This is a genomic window from Pseudomonas lactis, from assembly GCF_001439845.1.
GTDB lineage: Bacteria > Pseudomonadota > Gammaproteobacteria > Pseudomonadales > Pseudomonadaceae > Aquipseudomonas > Aquipseudomonas lactis.
Map to the genome: position 1 here is coordinate 154,681 of NZ_JYLO01000005.1, position 16,618 is coordinate 171,298.

15 protein-coding genes are annotated in these 16,618 nt (G+C 57.5%); 4 read left to right on the plus strand and 11 right to left on the minus strand.

All coding sequences use genetic code 11. From position 1 onward, the window contains the following. Positions 1–162: 162 nt before the first annotated feature. The 5 genes from ilvD to TX24_RS09645 all read right to left on the minus strand — a co-directional run bounded on the left by ilvD (position 163) and on the right by TX24_RS09645 (position 7,077). Positions 163–2,004 (minus strand): dihydroxy-acid dehydratase, encoded by a 1,842-nt coding sequence (gene ilvD / locus TX24_RS09630; RefSeq protein WP_003195159.1) that lies wholly within the window; start codon positions 2,002–2,004, stop codon positions 163–165. Positions 2,005–2,232: 228 nt separating this feature from the next. Further along, positions 2,233–3,441 carry an MFS transporter gene (locus tag TX24_RS09635; RefSeq protein WP_003195157.1) on the minus strand — a complete coding sequence of 403 codons (1,209 nt, stop codon included), beginning with the start codon at positions 3,439–3,441 and terminating at the stop codon, positions 2,233–2,235. Further along, complete coding sequence (locus tag TX24_RS09640) at positions 3,434–4,399, minus strand: diiron oxygenase (protein WP_057710316.1); 966 nt, start codon at positions 4,397–4,399, stop codon at positions 3,434–3,436. The genes TX24_RS09635 and TX24_RS09640 overlap by 8 nt, the downstream gene beginning before the upstream one ends. 5 nt (positions 4,400–4,404) lie before the next feature. Continuing rightward, complete coding sequence (locus TX24_RS30625; RefSeq protein ID WP_003195155.1) at positions 4,405–5,481, minus strand: SagB family peptide dehydrogenase; 1,077 nt, start codon at positions 5,479–5,481, stop codon at positions 4,405–4,407. Between the two features lie 399 nt (positions 5,482–5,880). Beyond that, positions 5,881–7,077 (minus strand): class I SAM-dependent rRNA methyltransferase, encoded by a 1,197-nt coding sequence (locus TX24_RS09645; protein WP_003195152.1) that lies wholly within the window; start codon positions 7,075–7,077, stop codon positions 5,881–5,883. Between the two features lie 277 nt (positions 7,078–7,354). On the opposite strand from TX24_RS09645, the gene TX24_RS09650 reads away from it, so the two are divergent. Together TX24_RS09650 and mutM are read left to right on the plus strand one after the other, a co-directional pair. Further along, positions 7,355–8,167, plus strand: a complete 813-nt coding sequence (locus TX24_RS09650; protein WP_169855750.1) for an HDOD domain-containing protein — start codon at positions 7,355–7,357, stop codon at positions 8,165–8,167. A 21-nt stretch (positions 8,168–8,188) separates the two neighbouring features. Then, positions 8,189–9,001, plus strand: coding sequence for a bifunctional DNA-formamidopyrimidine glycosylase/DNA-(apurinic or apyrimidinic site) lyase (mutM, locus tag TX24_RS09655; protein ID WP_014720348.1), 813 nt, complete (start codon positions 8,189–8,191; stop codon positions 8,999–9,001). Between the two features lie 122 nt (positions 9,002–9,123). On the opposite strand, the gene TX24_RS09660 is transcribed toward mutM, so the two are convergent. The 5 genes from TX24_RS09660 to TX24_RS09680 all read right to left on the minus strand — a co-directional run bounded on the left by TX24_RS09660 (position 9,124) and on the right by TX24_RS09680 (position 13,712). Next, a complete protein-coding gene (locus TX24_RS09660) occupies positions 9,124–9,375 on the minus strand; it encodes a YfhL family 4Fe-4S dicluster ferredoxin (RefSeq protein WP_003195146.1) in 252 nt (83 codons plus the stop codon). A gap of 102 nt (positions 9,376–9,477) precedes the next feature. Continuing rightward, positions 9,478–9,957, minus strand: a complete 480-nt coding sequence (gene coaD / locus TX24_RS09665; protein WP_003195136.1) for a pantetheine-phosphate adenylyltransferase — start codon at positions 9,955–9,957, stop codon at positions 9,478–9,480. Between the two features lie 103 nt (positions 9,958–10,060). Next, positions 10,061–11,656, minus strand: coding sequence for a GMC family oxidoreductase (locus TX24_RS09670; protein WP_003195134.1), 1,596 nt, complete (start codon positions 11,654–11,656; stop codon positions 10,061–10,063). A gap of 53 nt (positions 11,657–11,709) precedes the next feature. Next, positions 11,710–12,255 carry a hypothetical protein gene (locus TX24_RS09675; RefSeq protein WP_003195131.1) on the minus strand — a complete coding sequence of 182 codons (546 nt, stop codon included), beginning with the start codon at positions 12,253–12,255 and terminating at the stop codon, positions 11,710–11,712. Between the two features lie 29 nt (positions 12,256–12,284). Further along, positions 12,285–13,712, minus strand: coding sequence for a coniferyl aldehyde dehydrogenase (locus TX24_RS09680; RefSeq protein WP_057710238.1), 1,428 nt, complete (start codon positions 13,710–13,712; stop codon positions 12,285–12,287). Positions 13,713–13,857: 145 nt separating this feature from the next. Between TX24_RS09680 and TX24_RS09685 the strand changes: the two genes are divergently transcribed. Further along, the gene (locus TX24_RS09685) at positions 13,858–14,529 is read left to right on the plus strand and encodes a TetR/AcrR family transcriptional regulator (protein WP_034133994.1); all 672 of its coding nucleotides are present in this window, start codon (positions 13,858–13,860) and stop codon (positions 14,527–14,529) included. A 33-nt stretch (positions 14,530–14,562) separates the two neighbouring features. Further along, the gene (locus TX24_RS09690) at positions 14,563–15,417 is read left to right on the plus strand and encodes a sulfurtransferase (RefSeq protein WP_057710239.1); all 855 of its coding nucleotides are present in this window, start codon (positions 14,563–14,565) and stop codon (positions 15,415–15,417) included. Between the two features lie 116 nt (positions 15,418–15,533). Here TX24_RS09690 and TX24_RS09695 read toward each other — a convergent pair whose 3' ends face one another. Beyond that, positions 15,534–16,532, minus strand: a complete 999-nt coding sequence (locus TX24_RS09695) for a hydrolase (protein WP_003195122.1) — start codon at positions 16,530–16,532, stop codon at positions 15,534–15,536. Positions 16,533–16,618 lie beyond the last annotated feature (86 nt).

A 16,618-nucleotide genomic window follows, 5' to 3' on the forward strand; every position in this document is an offset into this window, starting at 1 on the left:
GGCTGGCTCGCCCGCGATGGCGGTGTGCCAAACAAGAACTCACCGGCAGGCCCATAGCTATCGCAGGCAAGCCAGCTCCCACAGTTGATCCTCGGTGTTGTGGAGGCTTTGGCCAGGCAAAAAAATGCCCCGCACCTGGCGGGGCATTTTTACGCGCGGGGCTTACAGGCCGTCGAGCATGGCTTTGTTGCGTACCGCACCCTTGTCGGCGCTGGTGGCCAGCAGGGCGTAGGCCTTCAACGCGGTGGTGACTTTGCGCGGACGCTTTTCTACCGGCTTCCAGCCTTTCTTGTCCTGCTCAACCCGGCGTGCCGCCAGTTCTTCATCGCTGATCAACAGGTTGATCGAGCGGTTTGGAATGTCGATCAGCACCTTGTCGCCATCCTGCACCAGGCCAATCGCGCCGCCGGCAGCGGCTTCCGGGGAAGCGTGTCCGATGGACAGGCCCGACGTGCCGCCGGAGAAACGGCCGTCGGTCAGCAGGGCGCAGGCTTTGCCCAGGCCTTTGGATTTCAGGTAGGACGTGGGGTAAAGCATCTCCTGCATACCCGGGCCACCTTTGGGGCCTTCGTAGCGGATGATCACGATGTCGCCTTCCTTGACTTCGTCCGCGAGGATGCCGCGTACCGAGCTGTCCTGGCTTTCGTAGATCTTGGCGCGGCCTTCGAAAACGTGGATGGATTCATCCACACCCGCCGTTTTGACCACACAGCCGTCGAGGGCGATGTTGCCGTACAGCACGGCCAGGCCGCCTTCTTGCGAGTAGGCGTGCTCGACACTGCGGATGCAGCCGTTTTCACGGTCGTCGTCCAGGGTGTCCCAACGGGTCGACTGGCTGAACGCGGTCTGGGTCGGAATACCGGCCGGGCCGGCCTTGAAGAAGGTGTGCACGGCTTCGTCGTCAGTCTGGGTGATGTCCCATTTGGCGATGCCTTCGGCGATGGATTTGCTGTGCACGGTCGGCAGATCGGTGTGCAGCAGGCCGCCACGGGCTAGGGAGCCGAGGATCGAGAAGATCCCGCCGGCGCGGTGCACATCTTCCATGTGGTACTTCTGGATATTCGGCGCGACCTTGCACAGTTGCGGCACGTGACGGGACAGGCGGTCGATGTCGCGCAGGTCGAAATCGATCTCGGCTTCCTGGGCGGCGGCCAGCAGGTGCAGGATGGTGTTGGTGGAACCGCCCATGGCGATGTCCAGGGTCATGGCGTTTTCGAACGCCTTGAAGTTGGCGATATTGCGCGGCAACACCGACTCATCGTTCTCGCCGTAGTAGCGCTTGCACAGCTCGACGATGGTGCGGCCGGCCTGCAGGAACAACTGCTCGCGGTCGCTGTGAGTGGCCAGTGTGGAACCGTTGCCCGGCAAGGCCAGGCCCAAGGCTTCGACCAGGCAGTTCATCGAGTTGGCGGTGAACATGCCGGAGCACGAACCGCAGGTCGGGCAGGCGCTTCGCTCGTATTCCGCAACCTTCTCGTCAGAAGCGCTGGAATCGGCGGCGATCACCATGGCGTCAACCAGGTCGAGGCCGTGGGAGGCGAGCTTGGTCTTGCCGGCTTCCATCGGGCCGCCGGAGACGAAGATCACCGGGATGTTCAGGCGCAAGGCAGCCATCAACATGCCGGGGGTGATCTTGTCGCAGTTGGAGATGCACACAATGGCGTCGGCGCAGTGGGCGTTGACCATGTATTCCACGGAGTCGGCGATGATCTCGCGGCTCGGCAGCGAATACAGCATGCCGTCATGGCCCATGGCGATGCCGTCGTCCACGGCAATGGTATTGAATTCTTTTGCCACGCCACCGGCGCGTTCGATCTCGCGGGCGACCAGTTGGCCCAGGTCCTTGAGGTGAACATGGCCCGGCACGAACTGGGTGAACGAGTTGGCAATCGCGATGATCGGCTTCTTGAAGTCGTCATCTTTCATCCCCGTGGCACGCCACAGCGCGCGCGCACCGGCCATGTTGCGGCCGTGGGTGGATGTTTTCGAGCGGTAATCAGGCATTGGAGCACTCCGGGCGGCTAATCAAGTACTAAAGGGGAGTGAGCTTCTAATTGACGACTGGAACACTCAGAAAATGGCCGTGTGTCCGGTAGTTGCCACTCGCATCGCGGGATCGCCGCTTGCTTGGGCCTCGAGCTCATAAACCCGCCGGGGGATGACTGGCGATGAATAGGGCCGATTCTACACCGCTGGCGGCTGGAGGGAATGGGCGTATGTGTATTGGCGGGTTCAACCGACGTTCAGCAATTCCAGGCGACGTGAAATCAACGAATTCAACACGAGGGCCGCTGTACTCAGCAGCAAAAAAGCTAATGCCAGGGTCATCTGCGGGTTATCTGTACTCATGTTGATCAATGCGCTAATCAATCCACCCAGTATAAAAATTAAAGTGTTCCCAGCCGACGCCGCGGTGCCTGCATTTTCCGGAAACACGTCCATAGCTTTAGAGGTAGCGATGGGCCGACAAATGGTAGTTCCGGTGGTGCAGACGATCATTGGGATTAATACTGTCATCGTTGAAAGCTCAAAAGTGCTTGAAAAAAAGAGCATCAATAGCCCAGAACAAAAAATCAGGGCCAAACCGAGCACGATTTGAACCTTGGGCGCCAGCCTATTAGCGAGTATGCGAGCTACGATGCCGCCAGCAATATACGCCGCGCCGTAAAGTAGCAAGGCTAGTGAGAATTCATAAGTGGATAGCTGCAACTGATCCATGAAGATGAGCGGTGATATGACGATGAATGAAAAGTGGCAGGCGAAAGCAATTGCTGCAATTAGCCAGTAACCGACGAAACTGCGGTTGCTGAGTACCCGTTGATAAGCGCAGAAAATATCTTCTTTTGGATGAGAGTTTACATGATGATTGTCTAGTAAAAAATACGCGATTGACAAAACGCCAAGGGCCAATACGATAAAAAGAAAAAAGCTGCCAGGCCAGTCAAAAAGCTGTTGCAGTACACTACCAAGTAGCGGAGATATTGAAATAAAAATGCCACTCGCCGTGATCATCAGAATTCTCAACTGGTCCCTTTCTTTACCTTCAAACATATCCTGAACCAACGCCTGTGACAGCACGAAGCAGCCGCAACCGATGGCTTGGACCATTCTAAATATCAGAAACCACATATATTCGGTAGAGAATACGCAACCGGTGGCACCTGCAATGGATACAACCATCCCGCTAATCAACAACCCCTTGCGCCCTACGATATCTGAGAGTGGTCCGATTAAAAGTTGTGATAGGGAGATACCGATAGCAAAAAGGCTAATAGAGAACGCAATATCCGAAGGTTTATTTTGAAAGTGTTCAGCCAGTGCGGGGAAAGAAGGGAGTAAGACATCTAGAGGGAAAACACCAAGTAACACCATGGTCATTAATAGCACGATCGCCGACCTTTGTCTTTTTTTGTTACCGTTAGCGGTACGTGTCTTATTCATCTATAAGCCCCACATTTGAGAACAGCTGGCGAATATCAGTTCGTTTAAAAAAACCTGCTTTTTTCAATGCTTGAAATGTGGTGCTGGCACCTTCGCGAGCGCGAAGAATATGGGCGTGCGGGTCAGCCATCATGGTCACAACTTGATCGACAGTGGTCTCACTTAATTGCACGCTTCGTAAACTCAATTCGAGCCATTTTTTATCCGTCTCAAAGAAAATAAGGATAATATCTAAGAGCTGTTTGGCAGATAAAATTCGTTGCTCGTCACTCATCTGAATCCACAAATAATGAAAGACTTCGCTAAAATATCGACTGTGTCGGGCCTCGTCAGCGAGGTGATCTTTGAGCATCTCCTGAACGCAGCAGACCAAGTTTTTTTGATAAACATCACGTAGATCTTTTGCAATGATGGTTTCCGATACGAAACCAATTAGAAGCCACGTGATCGACTTCTGCTTATTCGGGGTGGTATGGATTAGCTGATTGAGTTTTGTTATTCGTCTGTGGATAGTTGATTGAGTTGCCATATCATAAAATTTACTGACTTGTTCGGCAAGCTGATAGGAGAATAGCGCGTGATAACCTTCGTCAGTGTAAAGCTGCAGTGCCGCTATTTTCATACGAGAAGGTATCGTAAATTCAAGCTCGTCATGAATTATTAGTTCTACGGAGCGATTAACGATCTGGTGTTCAAGTAGTGTTGTGTAGTTTAGGAAGTTTACTAAGTGATTGGCGCAGAGACGCTTAGTGATGGCTTTGTCGGCTAATTTGACTTCCGGATGTTTAAGATAGGGAAGTAGGGCGGGAGGAAACCAATCTCTTGACTCCAGCTGTTTCTCTAAATCTGGAGGTAACTTGTATTGGTAATCACTGGTTCTTACTGATGCGCGGGTGTTCCAGTCTCCAAGAGTGAAGCTGGCTTTCCACAGATTAGAGTCGATGAGCGGCTCAACCATAATTCCTACCCTCGGTTGTTTAGCAGCGATTTTAGTTCCCTGCATATCACTTGTCCGTCGCTTTTACCGCACCCGACAAAAAATAAGACTTGTTCAGGATTGTTTTCTTCAAATCCTAATAAGGATTCAACCTGATTGTCTGTAAGTGCGCCCGTTAACCAAGTGCTCAGTCCCATCGCTGTCGCGACCAGTTGGTAGGTTTGTGAAATATGACCCGCTTCGACATAAGCCATTCGATAAGCTCGTGAGTGCTCGTATTTCCACCAGAGTTTGTCAAATCGACAAGTGATGAAGAGACCTGCCGGGAGTTCGTTAATGAAGTGCTGTCCTGAAAGCACTTGCCCCAATGCCGTTTTCAGTTGCGTATTGACGGTACTTAGAGTGTGCTCGGATGCGTTATAAGCGTAAATGCCGGGCTTCAACCCATCTATATTTTTAGCGTAAAGGAAACCTTCACACGCGTTTAATCCCCCACCGGAAGGGCTGCTCCTTCGGGCTTCGAGTCCTTTCGCAATACTTTCATCAACATTGTTTGCTCTTTCGTTTAAGTGTCCTAAGCACAAGTAAAGAATTGTACTTATGGTTTGCAGGGCAACGGATTCGCCTGTGAATGAACGGCAGGTTTTTCGGGTGAGCAATGCACTTTGAAGTGAGTTCTCTGACAGGTTGATAGGTGCTGGCAAGCGAATTAATGGAGTGTCAGCTTTGTGTTTGTGTATTCGGTCTGGAGGGGGAGGTGTTGATAATGTTTTTGTACAATGGTCTAGGTAGATGCTCGCCCATTCGTCTGCGTTTTCGGGCATTTGATCGCAAGGTATGTTTTTGGTGCCAATATGGAAAATTTTTGATAACTCATCCCAGCCCCAATTAATTGGCGGAGAAGGTGTGTCTGTCAAAATTTCGGCTTCTAATAGCTGAGTGTCTATTGGGTTTGAATTGTCGAAGATTTTTGGATCGTTTATCAGTTTGGTGAGTCGTACTGAGTATTCTAGATTGAGCTCGTATTGTTTGTGATTTTTATAGTTCCAAACTATCGCTGTAGGTGTTTTTGGGAGTATAAATATATAAGGGTTTATCTGCATTGCACTGCCTCCGTGCGGAGCGGAAAAACGCTGGGTAGCCGGCACTCCCCAGCGTTTTAGTTGCTTAGCGGGCTTTCAGTGCTACCAAGAAAGCCAAGTTGGCGATGTGGGAAGTTTCCAGTTTGATATTTTTCATTTTGGATCTCCTTATTTTCAACTTTATATTTAATTAAAGTGTCGCCGTCATCGGTGACAATTGAATAATAGGATTTAATGATGAAATTTCAAGAAAAAAACGCGTAGGAATGTTCGAGTTTTTTTGTCGGATTGGTACTACGAAGTGGCGTGGGGTAGTTATTCTATGCTTAATAGGCAGTCGGTAAAATACGGTCGGGCGGAATGGCTTAGATGTAATGAAATCATGGGAGATCCATTTTGGATCCCCCATTCAGATGTTAATCAGCTATTAGGCAACAACCGGCACGTAATGCTCTTGATATACCGCGTCTCGGCAATCGCCGGGTGCACCGGGTGGTCCGGGCCTTGGCCGCCGCGTTCGAGCATCTGGATGTTGCGGTCCAGGTGGCGGGCGCTGGTCAGCAGGATGTTTTGCAGGTCATCTTCCGGCAGGTGCATGGAGCATGAAGCGCTGACGAGGATGCCGTCCTTGCTGAGCAGGCGCATGGCTTGCTCGTTGAGGCGGCGGTAGGCGCCTTCGCCGTTTTTCATGTCTTTTTTGCGTTTGATGAAGGCCGGTGGGTCGGCGACGATCACGTCGAAGCGTTCTTCGCTGGCTTTCAGTTCCTTCAAGGCTTCGAACACGTCGCCTTCGATGCAGGTCATTTTCTCGGCAAAGCCGTTCAGCGCGGCGTTGCGTTCTACGCCGTCGAGGGCGAAGGCGGAGGCGTCGACGCAGAACACTTCACTGGCGCCAAAGGCCGCCGCTTGCACGCCCCAGCCGCCGATGTAGCTGTACAGGTCCAGTACACGCTTGCCCTTGGCATACGGGGCCAGGCGGGCGCGGTTCATGCGGTGGTCGTAGAACCAGCCGGTTTTCTGGCCCTGGATCACCGGGGCTTCGAATTTCACGCCGTTTTCTTCCAGCGCCACCCACTCCGGCACCAGGCCGAATACGGTTTCGACGTAGCGGTTGAGGCCTTCGGCGTCACGCGCGGCGGAGTCGTTCTTGAACAGGATGCCGCTGGGCTTGAGCACTTGGGTCAGTGCGGCGATCACGTCTTCTTTATGCGCTTCCATGGTCGCTGAAGCGATCTGTACTACCAAGATGTCGCCGAAACGGTCGACCACCAGGCCCGGCAACAGGTCGGAATCACCGTAGACCAGGCGGTAGAACGGCTTGTCGAACAGGCGGTCACGCAGGGACAGGGCCACGTTGAGGCGGTGCACCAGCAGCGACTTGTCCAGCGGCAACTTGATGTCGCGCGACAGCAGGCGGGCGCAGATCAGGTTGTTCGGGCTCATGGCCACGATGCCCAGGGTCTTGCCGCCGGCTGCTTCCAGGATAGCCTGGTCGCCTGCCTGGAAGCCGTGGAGTGGGGTGGCGGCCACGTCGATTTCGTTGCTGTAGACCCACAGGTGGCCGTTGCGCAAACGACGATCGGCGTTGGCTTTGAGACGCAGGCTTGGCAGGGACATGACGTCGCTCCGGAAAAAAGAGCGGGAGTATACCCTTTGCGCACTCTTTCATGTGGGAGCTGGCTTGCCTGCGATGCGGGCGGCGCGGTGTATCAGACGTACGGTGGTGATGCTATCGCAGGCAAGCCAGCTCCCACATTCGATCGGGTTTCACTTGGCTTTTTGGGTGTCGGCCATGTCGGCATAAGGGGTAGAATTCGCGCCTAGCCCAGAGTGTGTACTTATGTCCCAAGAGCTTTCCCCCGAGCAGATCCAACAGGCCCTGCAAGGCATCAGCGTGCCGCCTCAACCGCAAATCATGGTGGATTTGCAGATGGAGCAGTACATGCCCGACCCGGACCTGGAAGTGATTGCGCGGTTGATCTCCCAGGACCCGGGCTTGTCCGGTGCGCTGCTCAAGATTGTCAATTCGCCGTATTACGGCCTGAGCAATAAAATCGCTTCGATCCAGCGTGCGGTGAACCTGCTGGGCAGCCGTTCGATCATCAATCTGATCAACGCGCAGTCGATCAAGGGCGAGATGTGCGACGACACCATCGTCACCCTCAACCGTTTCTGGGACACCGCCCAGGATGTGGCCATGACCTGCCTCACCCTGGCCAAGCGCACCGGTTCCCAGGCCGTGGACGAAGCCTATGCCTTGGGCCTGTTTCATGATTGTGGCGTGCCGCTGATGCTCAAGCGCTTCCCCAATTACATGGCGGTGCTGGAAGAGGCCTACGCCAATGCCGGCCCGGATTGCCGCGTGGTTGACACCGAAAACAAAGCGTTCCACACCAACCATGCGGTAGTCGGCTACTACACCGCCAAGTCTTGGCGCCTGCCGGAGCATGTCACCGACGCCATCGCCAATCACCACAACGCCCTGGCGATTTTCAGCGATGAGTCGTCGCGCAACCCGCAGCTCAAGAACCTGCTGGCCATTTTGAAGATGGCCGAGCATATCTGTTCGTCCTATCGCGTACTGGGCAACCAGCCGGTGGATCATGAGTGGAATGCCATCGGCCATCTGGTGCTGGATTACGTGGGCCTGTCGGACTACGACTTCGAGAGCCTGAAGTTGTCGATCCGCGAACTGGGCGCGCACTGACCCGTTATTCAAGAGGTACACATGCCCGAGTTACCAGAAGTCGAAACCACCCGCCGCGGGATCGCCCCGCACCTGGAAGGCCAGCGCGTCAGCCGCGTGGTGGTGCGTGAGCGGCGCCTGCGCTGGCCGATTCCGGAAGACCTGGATGTGCGCCTGTCGGGGCAGCGCATCGTGCTGGTGGAGCGCCGGGCCAAATACCTGTTGATCAATGCTGAAGTGGGCACCTTGATCAGCCACCTGGGCATGTCGGGCAACTTGCGCCTAGTGGAAGTCGGCATGCCGGCGGCCAAGCATGAACACGTGGATATCGAGCTGGAATCGGGTATGGCCCTGCGCTACACCGACCCGCGGCGCTTCGGTGCGATGCTCTGGAGCCACGACCCGCACAACCATGAGTTGCTGATGCGGCTGGGGCCGGAGCCGTTGACTGACCTGTTTGACGGTGAGCGCTTGTTCCAGTTGTCTCGCGGCAAGTCGATGGCGGTGAAGCCGTTCATCATGGACAACGCGGTGGTGGTGGGTGTGGGTAATATCTATGCGACAGAGGCGCTGTTTGCAGCGGGGATTGACCCGCGGCGCGCCGCTGGCGGGATTTCACGCGGGCGTTATTTGAAGCTGGCGATTGAGATCAAGCGGGTACTGGCCGCTGCCATTGAGCGGGGCGGTACCACGTTGCGGGACTTTATCGGCGGCGATGGGCAGCCGGGGTATTTCCAGCAGGAATTGTTCGTGTATGGCCGTGGTGGCGAGGCGTGCAAGGTTTGCGGCACTGAGCTACGCAATGTGGTGCTGGGGCAGCGGGCGAGTGTGTTTTGCCCTCGGTGTCAGAGCTGATGGCTGTGTGAGGGCTGATATCGTTATCGCAGGCAAGCCAGCTCCCACAGTTGAAGGTATTCACCTATCCAATGTGGGAGCTGGCTTGCCTGCGATGAGGCCCTTACGGGCAATGAAGAGGCTTAGGCCTTACCGGTAATCTTGCGGTACTTCTCCATCAACTGCTCTTCAGTCTCAGGGTGTGCCTCATCCAGCGGGATGCAATCCACCGGGCATACCTGCTGGCACTGCGGTTCGTCGTAGTGGCCGACGCACTGGGTGCACAGGTTAGGGTCGATCACATAGATCTCTTCGCCCTGGGAAATGGCGGCGTTCGGGCACTCGGGTTCGCAGACGTCGCAGTTGATGCAATCGTCGGTGATGATCAGGGACATGGAAACTCCTGCCAGGGCACTCTGCCAAGGCATCTGAAAACTAATGCGCGCAATTGTGCCGCATTGGCGCCCGCAGTGCGAGCAGGCACCGACCGGGCAGCCTTACTTCTTGAAGCGTAGCGTCAGCGCATCGGCCACGGCTGGGTGCACGAACTTGGTGATATCTCCGCCCAAAGCGGCGATTTCACGCACCAACGTCGAGGAAATGAACGAATAACGCTCCGACGGCGTGAGGAACAGGCTTTCCACGTCCGGTGCCAATTGGCGGTTCATGTTGGCTAGCTGGAATTCGTATTCGAAGTCCGACACCGCACGCAGGCCACGCAGGAACACATTGGCGTTCTGCTCCTTGGCGAAATGCGCCAGCAATGTCGAAAAGCCCACTACTTCCACATTCGGCAGGTGCTTGGTGACCTCTTGCGCCAGCTCCACACGTTGTTCCAGGGGAAACAACGGGTTTTTCTTGGGGCTGGCCGCGACCGCGATGATCACATGGTCGAACAGGCGAGAGGCGCGTTCGACCAGATCGCCATGGCCTTTGGTAATCGGGTCGAAGGTACCTGGGTACAACACTCGGTTCATCGCGTCGTCCTGGCGGAGTCCGTTGGGGAACCGGATGGTATCGCAGCATTACCGGTGGGCCAAGTCGACTTATGTAGATAGATGCCGTGAATACCCTGTTTTTTCATGCCGTTTTCAGACGTTCGGCCAATGCGCTCGCCAGTTGCGCGGTCAATCCGTACACCGACAATTGCGGGTTGGCGCCAATGCTGGTGGGGAACAGCGAGCCATCGTGGATCGACAGGTTACGCAACTGATGATGGCGACCCAGGCTGTCGGCCACGGCATTTTTTGGCTCTTCACCCATGGCGCAACCGCCCATCACGTGGGCGCTGCCCAGGGTGGTGCGATGCAGTTCCAGATTCAAACCGTCGATCACGCTGCGCGCTTCGGCCAAGTTGTTCACAAAGCGCGCGTCGTGATGCAGGGGCTTGACCGATTTGGCCCCCGCCGCGAACTGAATCTCGGCCATGCTGTGGAAGGCCCGGCGCAGGCCGTCCCAGGCGTAGGGGGAGACCTGATAGTCGAGCACTGGCGTGCCATCACCGCGCAACTCTACGGTGCCGCCCGGGCTGTCGGGGTGAAAACCGTCGCGCAGCAGGGCGAGCATGGCGTGGGTGTGGGGTAGTTGGTTCATGTCCAAGGCGTTCTGCTTGCCGTAGCCACCGAACAGGGTGCTCGCCAGGCCTGGATGCAGGGGCGGTGCTTCCAGTTTGTAGGACATTTTGCCGGTAGTGCCGTCCTGCCATTGGAAATGGTCGGAGTAGATGGATTGCGGCGCACCGTAGAAGGGGTTGATCACCTCGTCGAACAGCCCGGCGGAGAAATTGACCAGGTGCAGGAAGGTGCGCTTGCCCAACCGCGAGTGCGGGTCGGGTGCGTCCGAGCGCATCAGCAGGGCCGGGCTGTTGATGCCGCCGCCCGCTAGTACATAGTGCTTGGCTCTCACGCTGATCTTGCGCCCTGTGGGCGCTACGCAGCGTTCGTCCATGGCCACGCATTCGAGGCTGCTGATGGTGTCGCCGCTGTAGATGAGCCGTTCGGCGCGGGCCAGGTAAAGCAGCTCGCCGCCCTTTTCCAGGGTGGACGGGATGGTGGTCACCAGCATCGACTGCTTGGCGTTGACCGGGCAGCCCATGCCGCAATACCCCAGATTGAAGCAGCCGCGCACATTGCGCGGGATCACATGCCAGCTGTAGCCGAGCTTTTCGCAGCCTTTGCGGATCACATCGTTATTGGCATTCGGCGGCAGCGCCCACGGCGCGATGCCCAGGCGCTGTTCCATTTTTTCGAACCAGGGCGCCATTTCGGCGCTGCTGTGGCCTTTGACCGCATATTCGCTGGCCCAATGCGAGAGGGTAGCGTCAGGGGTGCGAAAGCTGGAGGTCCAGTTGATCAAGGTGGTACCGCCCACCGCCCGGCCCTGCAGGATGGTGATAGCGCCGTCCTTGCTCATCCGCCCGATGCCTTCCTGGTAAAGGCTGGCGTAGGCTTCGTCTTCCAGCAGCTTGAAGTCGCTGCTGGTCTTGAGCGGACCTTCTTCGATCAGCAACACTTTGTAGCCGGCAGCGCTGAGGATTTCGGCGGTGGTACCGCCCCCGGCGCCGCTGCCGATGATGGCGACATCCGCTTCCAGGGTCAGGTCGTTATCCAGGGCGGCGCCATTGTGGGTTTTCCAGCCACGGGCCAGGCCGTCGCGGAACAGATCGGGTACGGGCATAGGTGTGCACTCTTATTTTTGTAGGAAGATGCAATCTTGGAGGATTGCCCAGGCTAGATCTTCGGCGGGCCGGGGTAGCCGCAATGGGCCCAGGACTCGGGCCGGAAGTACCAGGCCATGATCACCAGCTTGAGCAGTGAGCCCTGGCCCATGCGCAGCAGGTTCAGGTAGCTGTTTTCCCAGCGGTGCAGGAAATTGCGGATCTGTTCGCTGCTGGCATTTTCCCAACTGCCCCAGATACCGGTCAGCGGGCCGCGGGTGATGCCCATCGCCAGCACGTCGAATAATTGCTGGGTGAGCTTGAACATCTCGGGCGACAAGTGCTGCAGGCTGTAATCGAGTTTTTTCAGGGTGTCCTCAATACCGGCAAACACGTGCTCGGCGCTGGCCACGCCTTCCAGCAGCACCGGGATCACCGCCCGCAAGAACGGCAAGTCGCTGGTGCGCAACATCGCAAAGCCGCTGGCCGGCGTACTGCTGGAGCAACCGCTGAGGCTGGCGCCCAGCCCGGCGGTGGCGAGGAAGGCGCTGGCACACAGGCCGATTTTCAAGACGCTGCGCCGTGACAGCGCGGGTGAATCAGTCAGGCTGGGGTTCATTGTTTTTATTGTCCCGAAGGTGGCGGTTATCAGCGGATAAACAGCTTCTGGATCAGCTTCTGGATCGACTTGCCATAGGGCGGGTAGATCAACTTCGCCGCGTTCAGGCGCTGTTTGACCAGCACACCCTTGGCCTTGCTGAACGTCAGGAAACCTTCGTGACCGTGGTAATGGCCCATGCCCGACGGGCCGATGCCACCGAACGGCATATCGTCCTGGGCGACGTGCAGCAAGGTGTCGTTCAGGCATACACCACCGGAATGGGTTTCGTGGAGCACCCGCGCTTGTTCGCCTTTGTTGTAGCCGAAGTAATACAAGGCCAGTGGGCGAGGGCGCTGGTTGATGTAGGCAAAGGCTTGGTCAAGGACGCGATACGGCACGATGGGCAGGAGCGGGCCGAAAATTTCGTCCTGCATCACGGTCATGTCGTCACTGACATTCAATAGCAGGCTGTGGGCCATTCGCCGCGCCTGGCCTTGCTCGTACAGCGGGATCAGGGTGGCACCTTTGTCGGTGGCGTCCTTGGCGTAGGCATTGAGCCGGGCCAGTTGGCGTTCGTTGATGATGGCGGTGTAGTCCGGGTTGTCGACCAGCGTCGGATAAAACCCGCGCACGGCTTTGGAATAGGCCTCGACAAAGCCCTCCACGCGATCTTCTGGTACCAGCACATAATCCGGTGCCACGCAGGTTTGCCCGGCATTCAAAGCTTTGCCGAAGGCGATGCGTTCGGCGGCGTCCTTGAGCGGCACGTCGGCCGAAACGATCGCCGGCGATTTGCCGCCCAACTCCAGGGTCACCGGCGTGAGGTTTTCGGCCGCCGCACGCATCACGTGCTTGCCTATGCTGGTAGCACCGGTGAACAGCAGGTGATCGAAGCGCAACTTGGAAAACGCCATGCCCACGTCAGCTTCGCCCAGCACGACGCACACCAGGTCCTCGGGGAAGATCTTGGCCAGCAACGCCTTGAGCAGCTCGCCGGTGGCCGGCGTGGACTCGCTGAGCTTGAGCATTACCCGATTGCCGGCAGCCAACGCCCCCACCAACGGGCCGATGGCCAGGAACAGCGGGTAGTTCCACGGCACGATGACGCCGACGACGCCCAGTGGCTGGTAAATGACTTTGGCTGAGGCGGGCTGGAAGGCAATGCCTACAGCGCGGCGGGAAGGTTTCATCCAGCCCTTGAGGTGTTTGCTCGCGTAGTGAATGCCATGCAGGCTGGGCATCAATTCGGCAAACAGGGTTTCGTCGGCGCTGCGATGGCTAAAATCCTGGCTGATCGCATCGATCAGCGCCTGGCGTTCGTCGCTCAGTAGATCCCGCAGGGCCTTGAGCCATTGCTGGCGCTGTCCGGCCGGCGGCATCGGGTTGGCGGCATAGGCGCGGCGTTGAGCGTCGAACAGGTCCTGGAGTTGATCCAGTGCCTGGGAATCTTGCAGGTAGGCAACGTTGGCAGGCATGGCGCGGCACCGATTGTTATTGGTCTGCCTGGATTTTTAGAGTCATTGCTCTAAATTGTCAAACAACATTGCAGTAACATCCAGATTTATCCTGGCCGGGTTAGGCCGTAAGATGCCCCATCCCGTGTATAGAAGCTGATCCCCTATGGCACCACGAGTAAAGACCAGCGAGCGCATTGTGCAAACCAGCCTGGAGCTTTTTAACCAGCAGGGCGAGCGCAGTATCAGTACCAACCACATTGCCGCCCACATGGAAATTTCCCCGGGCAACCTGTACTACCACTTCCCTAACAAGCAGGCGATCATTGCCGTGCTGTTCCGCGAATATGAAGCGCTGGTAGACAGTTTCCTGCGCCCACCCCAAGGGCGGGGGATGCTGGTGGAAGACAAACGCTTTTACCTGCAAGCCGTATTGGCCGGCATGTGGCGTTATCGCTTCCTGCACCGCGACCTCGAACACCTGCTGGAGAGCGACCCGGAACTGGCTACATGCTACAGGCGTTTTTCCCAGCGTTGCCTGATCCAGGGCGGCGCCATCTACCAAGGCTTTGTCGACGCCGGCATTCTCAATATGGACCCGGTGCAAACCGAAGCCCTGACCCTCAATGCCTGGATTATCCTCACCTCGTGGGTGCGCTTTTTGTGCACCACCAATGAAAAATCCACACACCTGAGCGCCGAGGCGATCAAGCGCGGGGTGTATCAGGTGCTGGTGCTGGAGGCGGGGTTTGTCACGCCGCAGGCCAAAGACGCGGTGGACGCCTTGTTCAAAGAGTTTTACGTGCCGTTGAATCAGGCACTGGAAGAAGTGAAGTAAGACCTTTCCCCTTTGTATTCACAGGAGTCAGTCATGCCGCTTGCCCAACTGATCAGCCCCCAGCAATTGGCCGAGCGCCAACAGTCGAGCGGGTGGGTGATCCTGGATTGCCGCTTTGCCCTGGAAGACCCGGACTACGGCTTGTGCAGTTACGCCGAAGGGCATATCGAGGGCGCGCAATACGCTGACCTTGAGCGCCACCTGAGCGGCCCGGTGACCAAGGGCGTGACCGGTCGTCATCCTTTGCCGGCGGCGGACACGTTCGCCAGGCAACTGCGGGCGTGGGGCATCAGTGCCGACACCGATGTGGTGCTGTATGACGACGGCCCCGGTGCCTACGCCGCCCGTGCCTGGTGGCTGCTGGCCTGGCTGGGCAAGCGTGATGGCGTGTTTATTCTCGATGGTGGCCTCAAGGCCTGGCATGCCGCCGGTTTCCCCCTGAGCCTGGACGCGCCTGTGATTGAGCCGGGTACCTTCGCCGGTATGCCGGATCCTCGGCTATTGCTGGATGCCGAACACTTGCAAAAACGCCTGGGCCAACCCGACCTGACCTTGATCGACGCCCGCGCCCAGCCGCGCTTTCGTGGCGAAGTAGAGCCCATCGATCCGATTGCCGGGCATATCCCTGGCGCGCAGTGCGCTGCGTTCAGTGAAAACCTGGGCAGCGATGGTCGCTTCCTGCCAGCCGAGCAGCTCAAGCAGCGCTTTGCCGCGCAGTTGCAAGGGCGCCCGGCGCAGGAATTGGTGGCGTATTGCGGGTCCGGGGTGACGGCGTGCCATAACCTGTTTGCGTTGAGCCTGGCGGGGTACCCGTTGGGTAAGTTGTATGCGGGGTCGTGGAGTGAGTGGATTACTGATCCTGCTCGGGAAATAGCAACGGGCGACTGAACGATCGGTGTGAACACGTGCTTAAAATGTGGGAGCTGGCTTGCCTGCGATAGCGGAGTGTCAGCCACCTCAACGTTGGCTGGCCCACCGCTATCGCAGGCAAGCCAGCTCCCACACTATTGACCGTATTGGGCCTGAAGCCACTGCGGGATCCGGCGCTCCAGATAGTAACCAGGGCGCTTCAGCGAACCCTCCACAAACCCCACATGCCCGCCCTTGGCCAGCAACTCGAACTCGGTGCAGGCCGACAGCTCACTGGCGTCAGGCAAGCTGTGCGCAAATACAAACGGGTCATCGGCCGCCTGGATAATCAACGTAGGCGTACGGATATCGCCCAGGTAATAGCGGCTCGATGCGCGGCGATAATAGTCTTCAGCACTGATGAAACCATGCAGCGGCGCGGTTACCCGCCCGTCGAAGTCCCAGAACGTGCGCATCTTTTCCAGGGAGCCAAGGGCCTCCAGGGTTTTCAGCCCGTCCTCACGTCCATCCTGCAAGAACTGGCGTTGCTTGACGCGGATATACGCCAGCATCTCGCGCATGAAGTGCTTCTGATACACCCGCGAGAACCCCAGGCCGATGCGATCGGCGCATTGATCCAGGCGAAACGGCACCGACACCGCCGCCGCGCCCTGCAAGCCCGAGGCCTTGCCGGTTTCGCCCAAATGCTTGAGCAACACATTGCCGCCCAGGGAATAACCCACCGCATACACGGGCGCCAACGGCCGCTTGGCGCGCAGATGAGCAATCGCTGCCGCCAGGTCTTCGCTGGCGCCGGAGTGATAACTGCGAGCCAGCAGGTTGGGCTCGCCCGAGCAGCCGCGCCAGTTCAACGCAGCGCTGGCCCAGCCTTGGGCGGCGAGGACTTTTTGCAGGCCGGCCACATAGGGCGAATTGGACGAGCCGGTCAGCCCATGCAGCACCAGCACCAAGGGTGCTTGCACGTCATGCGGCCCGTGCCAGTCAAGATCAAGGAAGTCGCCATCCTCCAGCCACAGGCGCTCGCGTTGGCGTTCGATATGGGTGGTCGGCCGCCACAGCGGCCCCCACAGTGTCTGCAAGTGGGGGTTGCCGAGGCCGAAGGCGGGTTTGAAGCGGTCTGTAGATGGAATCATGAATTACCCGCTGCCGTGTAGGAGCGAGCTTGCTCGCGGAAAACGTTAACGATAACGCGGCGCTGTCAGACAGCCCGTGTCGCCTG